This window comes from Lysobacterales bacterium (assembly GCA_019634735.1).
Lineage (GTDB): Bacteria > Pseudomonadota > Gammaproteobacteria > Xanthomonadales > UBA2363 > Pseudofulvimonas.
Window position 1 is genome coordinate 48,362 of record JAHCAT010000008.1, and the last position, 17,148, is coordinate 65,509.

A 17,148-nucleotide genomic window follows, 5' to 3' on the forward strand; every position below is an offset into this window, starting at 1 on the left:
GACGATCTCCGGTCAGTAGAACAGGGGCATGAGGTAGGGGAACACGAGCGCGATCAGCACCAGGGCGGTGACGATCCAGAAGATCACCTTGTAGGCCGTCCGCACCTGGGGCACGGCGCATGCGTCGTCCGGCGCGCAGGCGCGAGCCGGCCGGAAGATGCGACGCCACGCGAAGAACAGCGCCACGAGCGCCACGCCAATGAAGATCGGCCGGTACGGTTCCAGCGCGGTCAAGTTGCCGATCCAGGCGCCGGAGAAACCCAGCGTGATCAGCACCAGCGGACCGAGGCAGCAGGTCGAGGCGAGGATGGCGGCGAGGCCACCGGCGGCCAGTGCACCGCGGCCGTTGCTGGGGTCTGCCATGTGAGGGATCTCCTTCCGAGACGTTGCGTGATGCGCTAAGGTTACTTCCGTAGTCAAGTACGGAGTCAAGCGCGATGGTGAACGATCCGCAAACACTGACCATCGGGGCTTTCGCCAAGGCCGCTGGGGTCAACGTGGAGACCATCCGGTTCTATCAGCGCAAGGGGTTATTGCCAGAACCAGGTCGGCCCGTCGGCAGTATTCGCCGCTACGGATCGGCGGACGTGGCGCGGGTGCGTTTCGTGAAATCCGCCCAGCGGCTGGGGTTCAACCTGGACGAAGTCGGCCAACTCCTACAGCTTGAGGACGGCACTCACTGCAGCGAAGCCGCCGAGCTGGCTGCGCTCCAGCTCACCGACGTGCGCACCAAGATGGCGGACCTGACGCGAATCGAAGCGGTGCTGTCACGGTTGGTCAACGAGTGCCATGCGCAGCGAGGCACTGTGTCGTGCCCGCTGATCGATTCTCTGCACGGGAGCTAGGCGCGTGGCTTAACCCGGTTTTCCGTTCCACTGCGCCTCAAACCCCAGTTCGAGCCGGGGGCAAGGTGACCTGCCACTGATTGTTTCCTTGCACCGACATGCGCCAGACAAAGCCCACACTGAAGGCTAAAAGCGCGTAAGCCTTGCGATACCAGAAACCTACCGAACGAGAGCTGTCAGACAAGAAGGGCTAGTGCGGTCTTCCCACACTAAAATCCGGATACCCTAATTAATTAGGGTACTTTGCCATGCGTCAGCACACTGTATTGCTCATCTTGATTCTCCCCCTCGCCGTTTCGGCCCAGACCGTGCATAAATGCCGAAATGCGGATGGCACCAGCAGCTATCAACAGGAGCCGTGTGGGAACCACCAGAGTGAGCAGGCCGCGCCAAGAATCCAGCGCGGACCGACGTTGACGCCGCAGGAGCGAGCCAGGATCTTCGGGGAAGCGCAACCTGGAGTGGTGGCAGATGAGTCAGGCTCCCGAGTTGAGGGTAGCGAGCACTACGGCAATCCGGACGCCACCCCTTTCGATAGTGCGTATGAGCGCGGGCGCATCGTCGCCTTGCAGTGCACTGACGCACGGGGACGGGTGTATTTTGCCCGCGACCGATGTGGGCGAAGCACGATCCAGGATGGATACGAGGCGGATAGCAGGGTCTGGGACGCAATCGAACGTGGAACCGGCCGTACCTTGAAGGTCGGGCTCGGTTCCCCCATGAGCTTTGTTGACGAACGAGGAGTCAGATGGAACCCCGGAGATGTGGAGTGGCGGCAGCGCTCCGTAATGCGGGAGCGGCGAGTCACTGGTAACGATCACGGGATCGTAATCAATCAGAATCACGCCTGTGAAGGTGCCCGGCGAGTGGCGGCTCAGGTCCGCGCCGACTCGGGACGCTATCGAGAGCGCGAGCGAGCAGACCGCGCCGTCACTGACCTGTGCCAGCAGGGCCGGTCTCTCCAGGAATTACCAGCCGCACCGAGTCGAATTAGGCCGAGGTGAGGGCTTGTCCGAGTCTATCTCTATTGGCAGGCATGGCCCTGCGAACGAGTGCGAGGCCAAAGTTGATCAACCGGCGGCGCCGCCGCTGACCGAGGCGACGTAGGAGACCAGTGCATCCGTCTTGCCCTGCTCCACCAGCCGCATCGGAGTGAGGTGCCGGAGGTCGGCAATGGGCTGGTTCCGGAACCAGAACAGGGTCGCGTCGAGACTGCCGCTGAGCGACTGGGCGGCCGCCAGTACCCGCAGGATGTCTCCCATCGCGTCCTGCACGCGGGGCGTATCGGGGGCGTGCCTGATCGTGGCGCGGTGGACTCGCGCCACGGCGGCAAGCCTGTCGAGTGGAAGGTCAAGCGCCTCCGCCAAGCGCGCTGGCGAGAGCCCTGTGCCGTACTGCTCGTCCTTCAGGGACGCCACGAAGGCTCTCCATTCCTGGTCCACAGAGGGCATTTGTCTCTCCATGTCCTCTCGCCTTAAATCCAGCGATGGGGCGGGCCACGAGCTGGGCCGCATTGGCAGCAGGTATCGGAGTTATATCGACCTTAGCCAGTTTAGTCTCCGACGCTAAGGTGCCTAAACTCGACCTAACCTGCCCCGCCAGCAAGGCCAGGGCCGGGATGTGGGGCCTGCCCGCACCAGCTACCCGATTGATCCGCCGGCTCGAAAGCGGATGGTTTGCCGGGCGCACTGCGGGCTGCCCTCAGTCCAAAAGGTCCTTGGTTCGGCCGCGACGTGCGGGGCGCGTGGGTGCCCACAACCGCGGCGGCAGCGTGACCCGTTGGGGTACCCAGCTGCACTCTTTGGGGATGGGGTACATGACATTGGGGCCGTAGACGCGGTGCGAGTTGGGCACGGCTATCAGCCGGATGAACCGACGCCAGGCGCGGCCAAGTAGCTTGTTCATGCTGCCCTCCTGAAGACTTGGAGCGGTGGATGGTGCGCTGATATCAGGCTAGCAGGGGCTGGTTGGTCTGCAAGCGATGGGGCCGGGATCGGGATCAGTTGGACGCCATGCCGTCCGACCCGACAGCTAGGCTTTGGAACGAGGTGTTCCCCAGGGGCATCTACTGCGGGCTTTCAACCGCCTTCATCCCCCGTCATCCGTCCCGGATGTCGATACACGCAGGCCAGACCTGCGTTGCTCATCCAGGCAACGGCCCGGAGAGCGGACCGGGTCGGTGCCAAGAACTATGGCGGCGCTTGCCTGATGCTCACCCGCATCAAGGCGACTGTGCCCATGCCCCGCGTCGCTCGGCGCCGCAAGGTCACAGCTTGCGCCCTGGCCCGGCAATGCCTCCTCGCGGTCCAAGCCGCATATCTGTTGCCGCTGGGCCGGGCGGCAGAGCTGACTCCTCGTACCCCCCTCCCTACTTCCGCCAAGGAGAACACCGTGATCTCCGATTCCCTCCATGCAACCGAGTACTTCGCAATCCCACTCTCCAGCACCGTGGCGCCGCACGGCGAGGCCGTGCCACTGAGCGTCGACGACATCGCCGGCTTCCCGGGCGTGGTGCAGATCTATCGCGCCCTGCGCAAAGCGCATGGAGACCAGTTGGGCCCGCCTCTGCTCGTGGGCGGTGAGATCCGACTGGGACTCTGCCCGAGCGCCGACCTGGCTCCTCGCTCGGCGGAGGCGATCCACGCATCCTTCATCTGCACGGCCCAGGAACTTGAGCGCAATGCCAACCGGGAGCAACCACTGCCGCTCGGCAAGGTGCTGAGCGATGCCGCTGCGGCCAAGGTGCTGGATGCCGTGTCGACCGCCACCCGCAAGGCCGGTACCCAGTTGTTCCTCCGGACGGAGGATTCGGAATTCGTGGTTCCAACCCTCGCTCCCGAGCACTTCCTCGAAGCCAGGCAGGACGAACAGGTGCAGCGGACGGACACCTTCCAGGTGGTCGGCCTGCGCCGCGGTTGGCGCTGCGAGCCCCATGGCTTGTGGGTCGGCGAGAACGCCTTACCGGTGGTCCTTCCTGCCAACGATCCGCGATGGGCATGGGAGCAGATCCACGACGTCCTCGAGCAGCCCACGTTCCTTGTGGGAACGCTGGTGCGCGAAAGCAGGTCGTCGCCCTGGATGCCGGGGGAACCGTCCCGGCTGGAGCGGCAACCTCAGCTTGCCGTTGCGAGCTCCTGATCGCCATTTCTCGGCATTGTCTTAGGCAAAAGGGGACTCAGACATTGCGCTTAAGGATTCCTGCGCGCCAAAAAATGCTCACCTCATTGACGAACCCTGGGGGGCATTTGAATTGCACACCAGTTAACGTGCAGTCGACCGTCTGACATGTTTTGTCCCGGGGGGGTGTCCCGCGACCGCGGCACACATCTATACGGGAGGTCAACAGGATGTCGTTCAGTGACAGCATGAGTCTTGCGCGCAACGCAGAACAGCAAGGCAAGCCATCCGATGCATATATGGCGTACCGGTTCGCCCTGGCCAAAGCTGAGTCAGAGGGGGAGCAACTCATGGCCCTTCACGGGGCTTGCACACTTTCTGAGCAAGGGAAAGCGCCTGCGGGAGTGGCGACCTATGTTGGGGTCTTGACCATTGTGGTGGCAATCCTTGGGGCCCTTGCATTGCTTGCAACCGTTGGTACGTCCCCAACCCCCATGCGCTACAGCTCCAGCATTACCATCGATCCAATCATTCTTGGATGGGCACTCGGTATCGCACTTACGGGGATCACATGGGGAGTTCTGATGATCACACTCGATCGCATACTGAGCGCACATAAGCAAGCCAATCTTATTCTGGCGGCAATGCGTCTCGAGGGGCGAGGCGTCCGCTTGCCGTCAGCTAGCTAGCGAGCCCGTGGTCTGACACCAAATTCCCGTGCACATATGGCAACGTGGCGCGCAGTGCGCGCCACGTCTGCCACCCTCGCCGCACTTGAGGTAAGGCTACTCGGCCTCCTCTACGACAGTCGCTCACTCACGCTGTTTTTGCGAAATATCCACACGAGCGCAAGCACCCACCGCACACCTGCCGCATGACTGCGCGACGGTGGCTGGCTCTTGGGCCCGCGCAACACCTCCACCCCCCTGGCGCGCCCCAACTCAAGCTCGACTCCGGTGATATCGAGCAGCCACCGCGCATCGGCCTGCTCCTGGGCTGTGGGCAACGCGATGATCACGCTGTGCTCGAAAAACGTCCAGGTGTGACCCTGCGTAAACCACGAGTTCGCCAGCCTCACCAGCGGGTCGGGCGGCGCCTTGTCCAGCAGGGCGTAGAGTCTGTGGGTCCCCTTCAATGCCCGTGGAATCGACATCACGCAGCTGCGCTGACGCAGACCAGGAAGCGGCCAGGGGGTGACGCCCTTTTGCGGGACCAGATCGGCGGCGGCCTGCACGAGCCGGTCGACCTGGGCGTCGGTCAGTCCCGCGCGCAACTGGGCCTGATGGCGACCGTCACCCCGTGCCCGGGCCCGGGCATAGTCCGCAAGATGCCGGGGTACCAGCATCGATCCGCGTCGCAGGGGTGGCGGCGCGGTGATTCGACCCGCAGGTGGACTGGGCGCCTTCACCTTCAGCCGCGCAAGGACCACTCGAAGGCGGCCCTGCTTATCTGCGCCACCAGCGCGCTGCCAGGCCATGTCCAGGGGCGCCGGAGATAGCCCAGTCAGTTCGAGGATGGCGGCCCGGGACGCGCCCATGCCGTCGCGCACGTCACGCTCGCAGACAATTCGCGGATCGGACAGGTAGTGGGTCATCGGGGTCAGCATCGTGGCGTGACCGCTGGCCCGAAGTGCGGCGTAGACGGCGGCGGCGCTTGGGGGGCTGGCCGATCGCGCCGAATCTACCGTTCCAAGCACGGCCTCATGGTGGGCAGTGACCCGGTTCTTGCGCAGCCAGTAGGTGTGTGCGCGGCGGTCGCCGGTCGACCACTTGAGCAGCTCGTCGATCCGGCGGGTCAGATGGGCGCGACTGAACCGCCGGCGCTCGCCCGCTGCCCGGGCGAACACGGGGAGGCTCCATTCGTCCTTGCCCGCCAACCTCATCCGCTCCTGCGCCATCCACTGCACTGCACCCGCTCGGACTCGCTCCCACAGTGCACCCTCCAACCGGAAGAACCCGGAGGCTGCCTCGGACTTCGTGCGGCCGAACTCGCCGCCCGAGCGGACACGAACGAAATCCTGGCCAGGTGCCTGCAGGAAGAGGTCGCCGAGGGTCAGCCCGTAAGCCGACGAGGGGCGAATCCCGGACGCCTCGAGCAGGGCATAGATCAGCGTGCGCAGGGCCAGCAGACGCAGTGCTTCGGGCGCGGCATCGGGTAGCGCACGTTCGGCGTCCAGGTCGGACTGCAGCGCATCGAATACCTGGTCGACCTCGCGAGGGCTGATCATTCCCGGGTCGACCTGGGTGATCCGCCCGCCGACCAGGGCGGACAGCTCGGCGCGCGGAATCTCCGGCGCCTGATGAACCAGCCGCAGGTACTCGTGGAAGTTCATCAGGGCATCGAATGCCTGGCGCCGGGCCGTGACCGGCTTGCACAGCAAGGTCGCCAGGTAGCTCGCATGGAACTCCCCGGCGTCCCAAGCCAGCATCGATGCATCCCCTGCGACAGCCAGCAGGTCCGAGCCGAAGCGCATCACGTCGCTGCCCAGCGTGGCGTGGGCCAGTCGGCTCCTGACGCGCCCGCCGAAGCGCAGCCGGTGCCGTACGTATGCCACAAGCAGGCCCACGTTCGTATCGGGACCGACCTTTTCGGCCAGCAGCGCGAGATGGCGGGCCAGAGCGCTCCGCCATCCCCGGGTCCCGTCGCCAGGGCCCTTGCGCATCCGTGCGAAACGCTCCGGGTCCAGCGCCGCAGTGAGCACGGCGTAGCCTTGCGTGGCGGTCAGCGGTGCGGCCCCACGGGGCCGAGCTTCTTCTCCTGCCACTTCCGGCTCGTACCACACCTCGGGCAAGGGATCGGAAACATCCCGTGCGGCGGCGTTACAGACCGGCCAGTCGTCGTCCCGGGCCAGGCTGCGCTCGACCGGAACAGCCGCGAGCGGGGCATCGCCGTGCATGACCAGTCGCTCCGGCCCGGACAGCTCCAGGCGCCCGGCGGCCTGGAGTAGCGCAACCAGTTTCTCGACCCGCTCGGACGGCTGTTCGGGTAGATCGAACGGCAAAGACAGCGCACGGCCGGCCCATGCACCCATTGCCGGCTCGTCCGGTGCCCGGCCCGTGGGCGCGATCATGCCCCGCCGGGCCAGGGCGAGGGCCGGCAGGCCGCCGAACACCATCGGGCAGGCACGCCCCGCGACGACTGCCGGTACGCGAATCAGGTCCGGCCGTCCCGAGGGTGCCTGGGCACGGGCAGCGGCATCGACGGCAGCCAGTGCAGGGTCGAGCTGCCGGGTGGCCGAATTGGCCAGCACCAGCCACGCGGTAAGGGGCGCCTGGTCATGGGCTCGGTTCTCCGCACTGCGCTTGAGCAGCGCCTGCCGGAGGGCCTGCGCGTGGCGAACGGCCAGCCCCAGCCCCGGCAGAAGCGGCGATGGGTCGGCGGTGACGCTGAGGAACGGCCGGGTGGGCAACGGACCACTCACCACGCCGTGACGCCGCGCGGTGCGAATCAACCGGTACAACAGGATGCGCGTTGCGATCGCACCAGTGGCGTCGCCCGGGTTCGGGTCGCCCTGCCGGGCACGGTCACACAGCAAGGCGTGGTGATCGGCACTGACCGGCAGTGGCTCGGCCCGGGCCAGGCCGGGCACGAACCCGAGCTGCCGCGCCTCGAGGTCCAGGCGCAAGGTGGGGAAGTATTCGGCGAAGGCCTCGGCCAGGCGACTCATGACCTCAGGCATCAATTCCGACCATCGCGACCGCAGTTCCTCCCGCAACCGTCGAACATTCGCTTCATGCCGGGCCGCGGCCGCCCTGGACAGGGCAGCCCAGTCGGACAGCGGCCGATCAGGCACGCCGCGCCAGCTCCATGGGGCGGTGCGTTGGGACTGCGGATACCAGCCCTCGTCGACGAGGATGTCGTCGAGGGTGTCGGACAGGGCATCGCCAAAGGTCCGGGCACTCCAGTGCGAGAGGTCGGCCAGGGTGTGCGCGGGGGTGACCACCCAGCCCAGTTGCGCATGGCGCAGCTCGGGGCTCACACCGCGGGCCTGGAGGATCTGGTTGAGTCGGTGCCGGGCGTGGTTGGGAACGGCCTGCAGCGCAGGCGGCATGCCGGCACGCACCGTTGCAGCATCCAGGCGCGCGATCCGGCCGGCGGCCGTGACCACCGCAAACAGGGGTGCCCGCGCAGCCAGGATGTCGCTGGCCAGTACGGCGGCGGTGGCGCCCAGCTCACCCTCTGCAATGGCTGCCAGACGATCCAGGAAGTCGCGAAGGTCGGCCAGCCAGCGCCGACCGGTTGCCGCCACGCGCACTTCGCGCAGGGGGTCGGCGACCTTGTCGGAGATCAGGACCAGCCCGCACTCGGGAACGACCTGGTCCAGGTCGAATGCCCCCAGCCAGTCGCCCGGCCGCGCGCCGGTCACGGCCAGCAGGGCTGCCGCCAGATGATCGCGATGGGCCAGCCACTGGTCCAGTCCGAGCGAGTCCGACAGGCTGTGTGCCAGCGACCTGCGCCGATGCCGCAGGCGTGCAGGCCAGTCCCGTGCCGCGGCGGGCGTGAGGATCAGTTGCGAGCCGAACATCCGGTCCGATACCGCCACAGGCACTGCTTCACCGAACCACTCCGACTGGAGCTGGGCCACCGCCCCGGCTACGGCCGACTCGGCGGTGGCGGTGTAGTAGGCAGGACCTGCGGACAGCGAGAAGGTATCGGCCAGGAGCACCTGCGCCACCTCGGGACCGAAGCGGCCCGCCAGGGTGCTGGCCAGGGCCAGACGGATCTGACTGGCCGCCAGGCCCAACGCCGGCGCCAGCGCGCGAGAGACGTCCCAAAGGCGGTAGCGCTGACGGAACGCACCAGTCAGTAGCGGCAGCACGCCGGTGCCCGGCCGTGGGCCTTGGCCCGCATGCAGCGCCTTGAGCAGGTCGTGGAGGCCAGGCGGCAACGGCCAGCTGAACTCGGCCACGCTGGGCACCAGCAGCTCGGCGAGCTCGGCGCCCGGAGCCACTGCGTTGGGCGGGCGGACGACCGCGCGATGCATCACCGGCCGATCAGGGTCGATCGCGGCGAGGCGGCCCTCTGCTGCCCCGCCCCACTCGATCAGGGCCAGGTCCGACTCTCTGATGCCCGTAGCAATGGCCAGCATCAGCGCGATGGCTGGTTCCGCCTCCGTTGGCGACGACCGCGACAGGGCTTCTTGGGCGTGGGATCGCGCCGTCGTCACCAGGGCCTGGACCAGTCCGGGGGGCGCCAAATGGTCTGGGGGCACGCTGAGGTCGCCCTGGCTGGTGCGCATGAGACCTCTTGCCCAGGCCTTGGCCGTGCCGACCCGCAGCGGCGATTCCCTGCCAGCCGGCTCGGGATCGGTGAGGACCAACGGGGTCAGCACCTGGTCTTCCGGCTCGAGCTGTTGCGCGGTGTCCAGGGGGACTTGGGCACCGTCGAGGTCGGGCACCAGCACCGAGAGCCGCAGGCTGATACGGAGGGCCTCCGGATCCTCGTGGATCCAGTGGAAAACGCGGTCGCGCACCCACCGCCGCCAGGCGTCCGAGAAACCGCGGTGCAGGCGCCCATGCCTGGGATCGGTCTCGGCATCGACCGCCTGGACCATCGCCGGCAGGGAGTACGCGTTCCTGAGGATCAGCCTCAGGGGAGAGCCGGCATCCTCGAGTGCCCCCCGGATGTTCTGGCACAACTTCGCGACCTGCCTGCGGGCCTCGTCGCTGCCGGCACCCAGTCCCGCGGCCACGGCAATCCCCAACAACCGCTCCAGACCCTGGAAGCTTCTGGATCCGTCGAAGACCAGCAAGGCCGAGGCAACCGGATGGCTGTCCCGGAAGTCCACGGGAAGATTGGTATGGCCCACCTTGCGGCTGCGCACCTCGTCGAGGGCCGGGCCGGCCGCCATCAGGAAGCTGCCTATGGGGGCCAGAACACGACGGTCCTCGGCGGAGCACTTCGACCAGAGATTGTCGAGCGCCTGCAGCACCTGCGTTTCGAGCGACCGCAGCAGCGGCCGCCCGTCCAGGCGAGACAGCGGCCCGGCTGGCGTGTCCGCTTCCGCAGCGTCTGCCGCACGAGCCATCGGGGCCAAGGTAGTGCTGGGGTCGCTTGGTGGCAAGGTCCGTGACAGCTGCCTAACGGCCTTCATGTGACCTCAAGGCACATGCGGTCCGATTCGGGGCATCCGAGCTACTCCTAGCCGGTCGATTGACGGCTCGAGTGGTTAAGTTGCCGCATGCTAATAACACAATGTTTATCAGGGGCTTGCCGTGACTAAAGAACCATCCAGCTCGCTTTGGATCTGACGGCATCGTTAATCTATGTCACTCAGGGTAGTTCAACGGATACGCCCTCATAATGGGTCGGTGGTTCGAGTCCACCCATAGCCACCACGACAAGCCCGCGATCTTGCGGGTTTTTTTTTGGCCGGACCGACGGGACGAGGCGCCCCCGGGCGGCCTGTGACCGTTTCTGGGACAGTCGGCGCGGCGCCGGAGGGGAGAGTTGACCCCGGGCCAACCAGTTCGAGTTGCGTCGTCTCGATCAACCAGTTGCGCGCTTCGAAGCTGGTGGAGACTTCACTCACAACAGGTTCTCCATGGTCTCCAGCAGGCTCACCGTTTCCGGCAACCCCGCCTTGAGCAGATCGTCGAGCAGCTCGCGCACGGTCTTCGGTGGATTCGCCAGCGAAGCACGCATCTCCCGCACCGCAGTGCACACGACAGCGGGTTTCAGATCAAACAGGTGAGCCAGGAACTCGTCCGGATGCTGCACCGACATCCCGTAGCGCGCCACCACCTCGTCGGGGAAGTCGCGCACGTTCAGGGTGACGATGACGCCCGCCTGGCAGCGGATGGCAGCAGCCAGCACATGGCGATCATCCGGGTCGGGCAATGTCAGCTGCTCGATGAAGGGTTCGTACTCGGTGACGAGGCAGTCCGGCACTGCGCGATTCATCAGCTCGCGTGTATGGCCGAGCCGCTCTGCCGTAATGTCCGGCCTATCGCGCAGAAGGCTGCCGATCCACTCGTCATGGATCTGGTCGGTCCAGCGGGCCTTGAACGCGTCGGAGAGCGCGACACGCAGCAGGAGGTCGCGCAGTTGAGCGGGATAGAAAACGCAGGCGTCGAACAGCGCGACAAAGTTCGCCACGCTCAGTAGCCCATGTCGAGCTCTTGTGCGTCGCGGGCCAGGTCATCGAGCGCGGCCTTGCGGCTGACTTGCGATCGGGCGCGGTACTCCATCAGATCCTTGAACATCACGCGGCGATGTGTGCCGACCTTGCGGAACGGCAGCTCGCCGGCCTCCAGCAGCCCGACCAGGAACGGGCGCGAGACGTTGAGGAAGTCGGCCGCCTCCTGGGTGGTCAACTCGGCATGGATGGGAACGATGCTGACCGCGTTACCGCGCGCCATCTGCGCCAGGATGTCGACCAGCATCCGCAGCGCCGACACCGGCACCTCGATCTCCTGGTCCCCATCGATCACCCGCAGCCGTGCGGCCGCGCCGTGACCAATGCAGGCCGCAAGCAGACGGCTGCTCTCGCCGGCAAGGCGGGCTTCCTGCTCGGTGGGTAGCTGGGAGGGAAGTGGCGTGGTAACGACGGCGTTCATGGGCCTTGCCCCTGCGGGGAGGTGGAAGGTGAGGCTAGCACGTAACCGAAATAACCGAAACGCCCGAACTTAACGCAGGGCTGACGGGCACCTTGGGGGAATCCGCCCGGCCCGGCCCGGACCGTTTCCCCTCAGGATGGTCCATTCCAGCGTTCAGTCTCTCCTCGACCTTGTCCGGTCTGCACTGCGCCTCAGCACGGCAGAGCTCGCCGAGCTGGCGGGCGTGTCCCGAGAGACGCTCGGCGCGAGGCTGGCGGGCGCCCCCTGTGCCCTGATGCCAAGGACCCTCTCCAAGAGGGTCCATGCAACGGGTTCGAACGCGGGGTAGCAACCAACTTGGTGTTGGCACCTCCAGCGAGATTGGTCCACCTTCTGGGCAACCACACAATGTGCAGAGACGACCACTGAATCGCCCAGGGTTTCCTGGACACCCCCTGAGCCATTCCGCCGCGAGCCCCGATAGCCAAGGCACGCTGGCAGGGACTTCACCGGTCCGGCGCCGAGTGCGCGCCGCCACCGGTAAGCTTGCCGGATGCCGCTGCGCCGCCTTGCCGCCAACCGCTACGTCACGCCCTTGCGGGAGGGCGGCTCGATGCCGGCCGTGGTCGAGGCCGACGACCAGGGCCTGTACGTGCTGAAGTTTCGCGGCGCAGGCCAGGGCGCCAAGGCGCTGGTGGCCGAGGCCATCGCCGGCAGCCTGGCCAGGGCGCTGGGGCTGCCGGTGCCGGAGATCGTGCTGATGGACCTGGACCCGGAACTGGCCCGGACCGAGGCCGATCCGGAGATCCAGGACCTGATCCGCGCCAGCGCCGGCCTCAACCTGGGCATGGACTACCTGCCCGGCGCGATCAACTTCGATCCGGTCGCCGAGCAGCCCGACGCTGAACTGGCCTCGCGCATCGTCTGGTTCGACGCCTACGTCAGCAACCTCGACCGCACGGCGCGCAATCCGAACATGCTCATCTGGCACCGCCGGCTGTTCCTTATCGACCACGGCGCGGCGCTCTATTTCCACCACGGCTGGAACGGCGACACCGCGCAGGCCGACAAGCCGTTCGCCCTGGTCCGGGACCATGTCCTGCTGCCCTGGGCCGACCGCATCGCGGACATCGACGCGGACATGGCGCAGCGTCTGGGCGGCAGCGCCATCCCCGATGCCGTGGCCCAGGTCCCCGACGACTGGCTGCAGGGCCTCGACGACTTTGGCGACCCGCAAACCCAGCGCGCCGCGTACGTGGAGTACCTCAGCCGCCGGCTGGACCAGCGCCAGGGCTTCGTGCAGGAGGCGATCCGTGCGCGCGCATGAGACCTTCGACTACGCGGTGGTACGTGTGGTGCCGCGCGTGGAGCGCGGGGAATTCGTCAACGTCGGCGTCATCCTCTCCTGCGAGGCCGCCCGGTTCCTGGAGGCGCGTATCGAGGTGGATCCGGCTCGCCTGCGCGCGCTCGACCCGGCCATCGACCTGGAGCTGGTCGGCCGGCACCTGGCCGCCATTCCGGCGATCTGCCGCGGCGGCGAAGCCGCGGCGCCGATCGGCCTGCTGCCGCCGCGCGCCCGCTTCCACTGGCTCACCGCGCAGCGCAGCGCGATCATCCAGACCTCGCCCGTGCACATGGGTCGCTGCGACGGCGATCTGGGGGCGATGCTGGAACACCTCATGGACCGGATGGTGCGCCTGCCCGGACAGCCCGGCTGAGCGAGCCGGGCGGCGGCCGGGCCCGGGCTGCCGGACACGGCGCCTCGCGGGCGGCCCGCACCCCACGACGACAAGCCAGGCGGCACAACCTCGGCAAGGGTGTCCGGGGGCGGGGCACACGTGGCGGACGCGATTGCTTCCGGGCGCCCCGGAAGTCCAGTTCAACGCGCACACCGGTTGCGCTCCGCAGCCGATCCCGGCGGCACACCTACAACCCCTGCCGCCCCGCGCCAGTTCGATGCCGATGTCCTCGCCGGCCGGCTGCGTCGGCCTGTGCCCGGGCGGACCCTGGTCCCGAAATTTCGCAGACCCAGCAGATCGCGCAGACCCCGAAACCCGGCCCGGCCTTGCCCCGATACAGCCCCGGCACCCACGGCCGGCCGCGCTTGCGCGGTGATCGATCACGCAATCAGCCAGGATCCGGCCCGTGCACACGGTCCCGGCCGGCTGCCTTGGCGGCGTAAAGCGCGCGGTCGGCATCGTCGAGCAGGTCCTGTGCGCGGCCGTCGGCATGCCAGCGCCGACAGGCGACACCGATGCTGACGGTCAGCGGCCCGACGCCGGCGGGAAGACCCTTGGGGGGTGGCAAGGCACGCACCTCGGAACGGATTTCCTCGGCAACCCGGGTGGCGTCGTCCAGGTCGCAATCGGGAAGCACGACGGCGAACTCTTCGCCGCCATAGCGTGCCGCCAGGTCGTGCGGTCGTCGGGCATGCCGAAGCAGCACCTCGGCCACGCTGCGCAAGGCCTGATCGCCAGCGCCATGACCATGGCGATCATTGAAGGCCTTGAAATGGTCGACATCGACCAGGAGCACCGCCAGGGACGTACCCGAGCGTCGCGTACTGGCCCATTCAATCGCGATTTGGCGGTCCAGCCGGCGGCGGTTCGCCATGCCGGTCAGACCATCGTTGTCTGCGAGCATGCGCCAACGCCAGGCCTTGTCGGCCATCAGCAGGGGCACGAGCAGGATCAGCACCGACAGCACGGCGGTGGGCGGAAACCAGACGCCACGCCCAAGTAGGAATACGGTGATAAGGATGGTCAGTGAGATCGCCGCCAACACCGAGAGCAGTTCGACACGCACCCGCCCCGACCAAACGAAGACGAATGGCGTCAGAACCAGCAGGATGCTCAGGCCGGCCACGGCAGGCAACGGCAAGGGCACCAGCAGCCGCCCGTTGTGCAATTCGTCGAGAACGGCCGCATGGAATTCCACACCCGACATCAGCGCGTCGCCGGACGCTGCAGGCACCCGCAGCCGCTCGCCCAGCCCCCTCGCGGTGGCGCCGACCAGCACGAAGCGATCCTGCAGGGTCGCGTTGTCCAAGTGCCCTGCCAGGACATCAGCGGCCGACACCCGGTCATGTCTCTTGCCCTGGACGAACCGCCCCGCGCCCACCAGGACGAAGCGATCCTGCTGCCACAGGAATGGCGAGGACACCGTTCGGGTCGGCGCTGCCATGCCAGGCAGGCGTTCGAGCGGCAAGGGGTCGGCGCCCTCGGTGAGCGCCAGCGACAGGTGCGACCAGTGCGGGCCGCCGAGTCCGGCACGCAGGAACACGCCACGTGCGCGGCCGTCGTGGGACTGCGCGACGGTGGTGTGTCCAAGCACCATGGCATGGGGCGCCAGACCGGCGTGCGGCAAGATCTCGATCAGCACACCGCCGGGGCGCTCTTCCTCGACGGCAACCGGAAGCACGACCCGCCCGCTGCGCTGCAGGGCATCGGCCAGCAGCTCGTCGCCCTGCCCTGGCTCGACCTCCGATAGCAGCAGGTCGAGCGCGATCGCCCGGGGATTGCCGGCGTCCAGTCGGTCGATCAGGCTGGCCAGAGTGGCTCGGGGCCAGGGCCAGCGACCGTGGCCCGACAGGCTGTGCTCGTCGATCAGGACCAGCAGGATCCGCTCGTCGGGCAACGTGCGCGAGAACGAGATCCGCCTGTCGACCAGCCAGTCGTCGACCGACGACAATGCCTCGGTCAAGGCCAGGGTCGTGGAAATCGCCGCTACCGCGATCGCGATCAGCAGGCGGGCCAGGGCATGACCTGGTGCAAGCGAGAATCGCCTGGCCGGCATGGGCATCAGATTGGACGCTTCTGCGCGACCGCCGGCACGGGCCGTGCCAGCGCAGCGCGCAGCACCAGCAACCGCGTTGGCGCCGGAAGGTTCACAGCATCAGGAGAACCAGTCCAGCCGCTGCTGCCACGCCCAGGACACGACATGGCCGACAGCCTACCTGGAACGCCTGCGCGGTCGACCATTTGCCTTCCGGAAAACCGCTATCGACGGTCCGGATCCGAACCAGGTAGCGCCCCCGGGGCAAGCCATCCAGGGCCAGCGAGGTGCCCTCGACCACGGCGTCCTTCACCAGCTCGGAGAAACTTTCGTCGGCGGCGATCTGAACCTGGTAGCGGCGACTGGGCGATTGGTGCGGAGCATCGCTCCAGGCCAATGCGGGGTGTGCGCGCAGCGAACGCCAGCTGGCCGGACGCAGCGTCGGCGCACCCGGCCTTGGCTGCAGCACCAGCGTCTGGGCGGGACCGAAGGGACCCGGCTGCCCGACAGCATCGACTGCGGCAACCCGCCAGTGATAGCTGCCCTCCGAAAGGCGGTGCCGCGACCGGTGCCGGCCGCCCGACAATCCGACCACATCCTCCAGCAGTTCCTGGAAATCGGCATCGCGCGCCAGCTGGAAATGCACCGTTCCCGATCCGTGCGTGGTCCAGCGAAACAGCGGTCGGCCTGGCGGCCCGATCGCGCCGTCGACCGGCCCCAGGGTGAAGGGGGACTCCGGCCCGACGAGGATCTCGGTATCGACACGCGCCTCTTCGCCTTCCAGGCCGTCCATGGCGATCGCACGAACGCGCAACTGGACTGGTCCAGGTGGCAACGCTGGCACCACGGTGGATGCCCCCGGCGTGCGTTGCGACGCGACCAGTTCGGGACTAGTCGTGCCGACAAGGTACAGAATCCGGTAGCCGCCCGCCGACGGGTCGGCACGCCAGCCGATTTGCTGCCCGGTGCGAAGCGGCGCCCTGCCCAGGTCTTCCAGTTGCGGGCGGGCAGGCAGGCGCGTTGGCACGGCCTCGCGTGGCGCGCCGGTCGACCAGGCCAGCCCATCGCCCGCCCCCAGTCGCAGGTTTTGTCCCTCGACTGTATCGACCTCGACCATGCCCTCGGTCACCTCGGTGAGGACCTCGCCCGCGTCCGGTGCCGCTGCCGACCGGAACACCGTTCCGCGCACCGACGCCGTGACCGGTGCCGTGTCGATCTGGAAACGGCCGGCCGGCTTCTGCACCGGCGCGACCTCGGACTCTATCCGTCCACGCTGCAGCCTGATCCGGGTGTCGACCATGCCGGTGGCACCAAAAGCGCTCAGCACGTCGAAAACAACCCGCGCATCGGGCAGGACGCGCAGGATCGACCCGTCTGCCAGTCTGATGTCGGCCGTGCTGTCCGTTCCCGTCTCCAGCGCGTCGCCGCTGTGCAGCGCCTCGCCAGCCTGGCCTGTCCTGACCTCGCCGTTGCGGGCCCGCAATCGGACCTCCCCGGTTGCGCGGGCGACCCGCGCCGGAGCGGGCTGGACCCGCAGCATGTCCACCGGAATGCGGAGCCGGCTGCCCGGCACCAGGGCGTGCGGGTCGTGCAGGCCATTGTGCTCGAGCAGTCTGGACCACTCCTCCGGTTCATGGAGGTGGGCCTCGGCGAGCGCCCACAGGGTGTCGCCGGGACGCACCCGATAGGACCATTCCTGGGCCAGGGCGTCTACGGCCATGGTCAGCAGCAAGAAAACTCCGAACCAACGGGCGGCTCCGCCAGGCTGGACGGGGCGCGACAAGGTGTACTTTGGCATCTGGCTGACGAGGGCTGCTGGAATGCCCAGTCTAGGGGATTACTGTGATCTGTAGCACGTTTCTGGCCGCCCCCCC

General features: G+C 67.4%; 12 protein-coding genes. 4 read left to right on the top strand and 8 right to left on the bottom strand.

Translation table 11 applies throughout. The features are described from left to right. Window positions 1-12 precede the first annotated feature (12 nt). Entirely contained in the window at window positions 13-363 is a 351-nt protein-coding gene (gene merT / locus KF823_09020) for a mercuric ion transporter MerT (GenBank protein ID MBX3726046.1), read from the bottom strand. A 74-nt stretch (window positions 364-437) separates the two neighbouring features. Between merT and merR the strand changes: the two genes are divergently transcribed. Next, complete coding sequence (gene merR / locus KF823_09025; GenBank protein MBX3726047.1) at window positions 438-845, top strand: Hg(II)-responsive transcriptional regulator; 408 nt, start codon at window positions 438-440, stop codon at window positions 843-845. A gap of 1,070 nt (window positions 846-1,915) precedes the next feature. Here merR and KF823_09030 read toward each other — a convergent pair. Then, a complete protein-coding gene (locus KF823_09030) occupies window positions 1,916-2,263 on the bottom strand; it encodes a hypothetical protein (GenBank protein MBX3726048.1) in 348 nt (115 codons plus the stop codon). A 283-nt stretch (window positions 2,264-2,546) separates the two neighbouring features. Further along, window positions 2,547-2,750 carry a hypothetical protein gene (locus KF823_09035; GenBank protein ID MBX3726049.1) on the bottom strand — a complete coding sequence of 68 codons (204 nt, stop codon included), beginning with the start codon at window positions 2,748-2,750 and terminating at the stop codon, window positions 2,547-2,549. Window positions 2,751-3,053: 303 nt separating this feature from the next. Between KF823_09035 and KF823_09040 the strand changes: the two genes are divergently transcribed. Together KF823_09040 and KF823_09045 are read left to right on the top strand one after the other, a co-directional pair. Then, window positions 3,054-3,983 (top strand): hypothetical protein, encoded by a 930-nt coding sequence (locus KF823_09040; protein ID MBX3726050.1) that lies wholly within the window; start codon window positions 3,054-3,056, stop codon window positions 3,981-3,983. 209 nt (window positions 3,984-4,192) lie between these two features. Beyond that, a complete protein-coding gene (locus KF823_09045; protein MBX3726051.1) occupies window positions 4,193-4,651 on the top strand; it encodes a hypothetical protein in 459 nt (152 codons plus the stop codon). Window positions 4,652-4,761: 110 nt separating this feature from the next. Here KF823_09045 and KF823_09050 read toward each other — a convergent pair whose 3' ends face one another. The 3 genes from KF823_09050 to KF823_09060 form a co-directional block, all read right to left on the bottom strand. Continuing rightward, window positions 4,762-9,894 (bottom strand): hypothetical protein, encoded by a 5,133-nt coding sequence (locus KF823_09050; GenBank protein MBX3726052.1) that lies wholly within the window; start codon window positions 9,892-9,894, stop codon window positions 4,762-4,764. A gap of 596 nt (window positions 9,895-10,490) precedes the next feature. Continuing rightward, window positions 10,491-11,066, bottom strand: coding sequence for a PIN domain-containing protein (locus KF823_09055; protein MBX3726053.1), 576 nt, complete (start codon window positions 11,064-11,066; stop codon window positions 10,491-10,493). After that, on the bottom strand, window positions 11,063-11,521 hold the full coding sequence (locus KF823_09060) for a helix-turn-helix domain-containing protein (protein MBX3726054.1): 459 nt from the start codon (window positions 11,519-11,521) through the stop codon (window positions 11,063-11,065). The genes KF823_09055 and KF823_09060 overlap by 4 nt, the downstream gene beginning before the upstream one ends. Before the next feature lie 1,154 nt (window positions 11,522-12,675). Here KF823_09060 and KF823_09065 point away from each other — a divergent pair. Beyond that, window positions 12,676-13,218, top strand: a complete 543-nt coding sequence (locus tag KF823_09065; protein MBX3726055.1) for a DUF3037 domain-containing protein — start codon at window positions 12,676-12,678, stop codon at window positions 13,216-13,218. A 409-nt stretch (window positions 13,219-13,627) separates the two neighbouring features. On the opposite strand, the gene KF823_09070 is transcribed toward KF823_09065, so the two are convergent. Further along, window positions 13,628-15,295, bottom strand: coding sequence for a diguanylate cyclase (locus KF823_09070; protein ID MBX3726056.1), 1,668 nt, complete (start codon window positions 15,293-15,295; stop codon window positions 13,628-13,630). A 91-nt stretch (window positions 15,296-15,386) separates the two neighbouring features. Next, window positions 15,387-17,006, bottom strand: a complete 1,620-nt coding sequence (locus tag KF823_09075) for a FecR domain-containing protein (GenBank protein MBX3726057.1) — start codon at window positions 17,004-17,006, stop codon at window positions 15,387-15,389. Between the last annotated feature and the right edge of the window lie 142 nt (window positions 17,007-17,148).

What these genes read in the sequence shown, in the direction of transcription:
- merT (MBX3726046.1), bottom strand. Translation starts at nt 363, where the DNA reads ATGGCAGACCCCAGCAACGGCCGCGGTGCACTGGCCGCCGGTGGCCTC.
- merR (MBX3726047.1), top strand. Translation starts at nt 438, where the DNA reads ATGGTGAACGATCCGCAAACACTGACCATCGGGGCTTTCGCCAAGGCC.
- KF823_09035 (MBX3726049.1), bottom strand. Translation starts at nt 2,750, where the DNA reads ATGAACAAGCTACTTGGCCGCGCCTGGCGTCGGTTCATCCGGCTGATA.
- KF823_09040 (MBX3726050.1), top strand. Translation starts at nt 3,054, where the DNA reads ATGCTCACCCGCATCAAGGCGACTGTGCCCATGCCCCGCGTCGCTCGG.
- KF823_09045 (MBX3726051.1), top strand. Translation starts at nt 4,193, where the DNA reads ATGTCGTTCAGTGACAGCATGAGTCTTGCGCGCAACGCAGAACAGCAA.
- KF823_09060 (MBX3726054.1), bottom strand. Translation starts at nt 11,521, where the DNA reads ATGAACGCCGTCGTTACCACGCCACTTCCCTCCCAGCTACCCACCGAG.
- KF823_09065 (MBX3726055.1), top strand. Translation starts at nt 12,676, where the DNA reads ATGCCGTGGCCCAGGTCCCCGACGACTGGCTGCAGGGCCTCGACGACT.
- KF823_09070 (MBX3726056.1), bottom strand. Translation starts at nt 15,295, where the DNA reads ATGCCGGCCAGGCGATTCTCGCTTGCACCAGGTCATGCCCTGGCCCGC.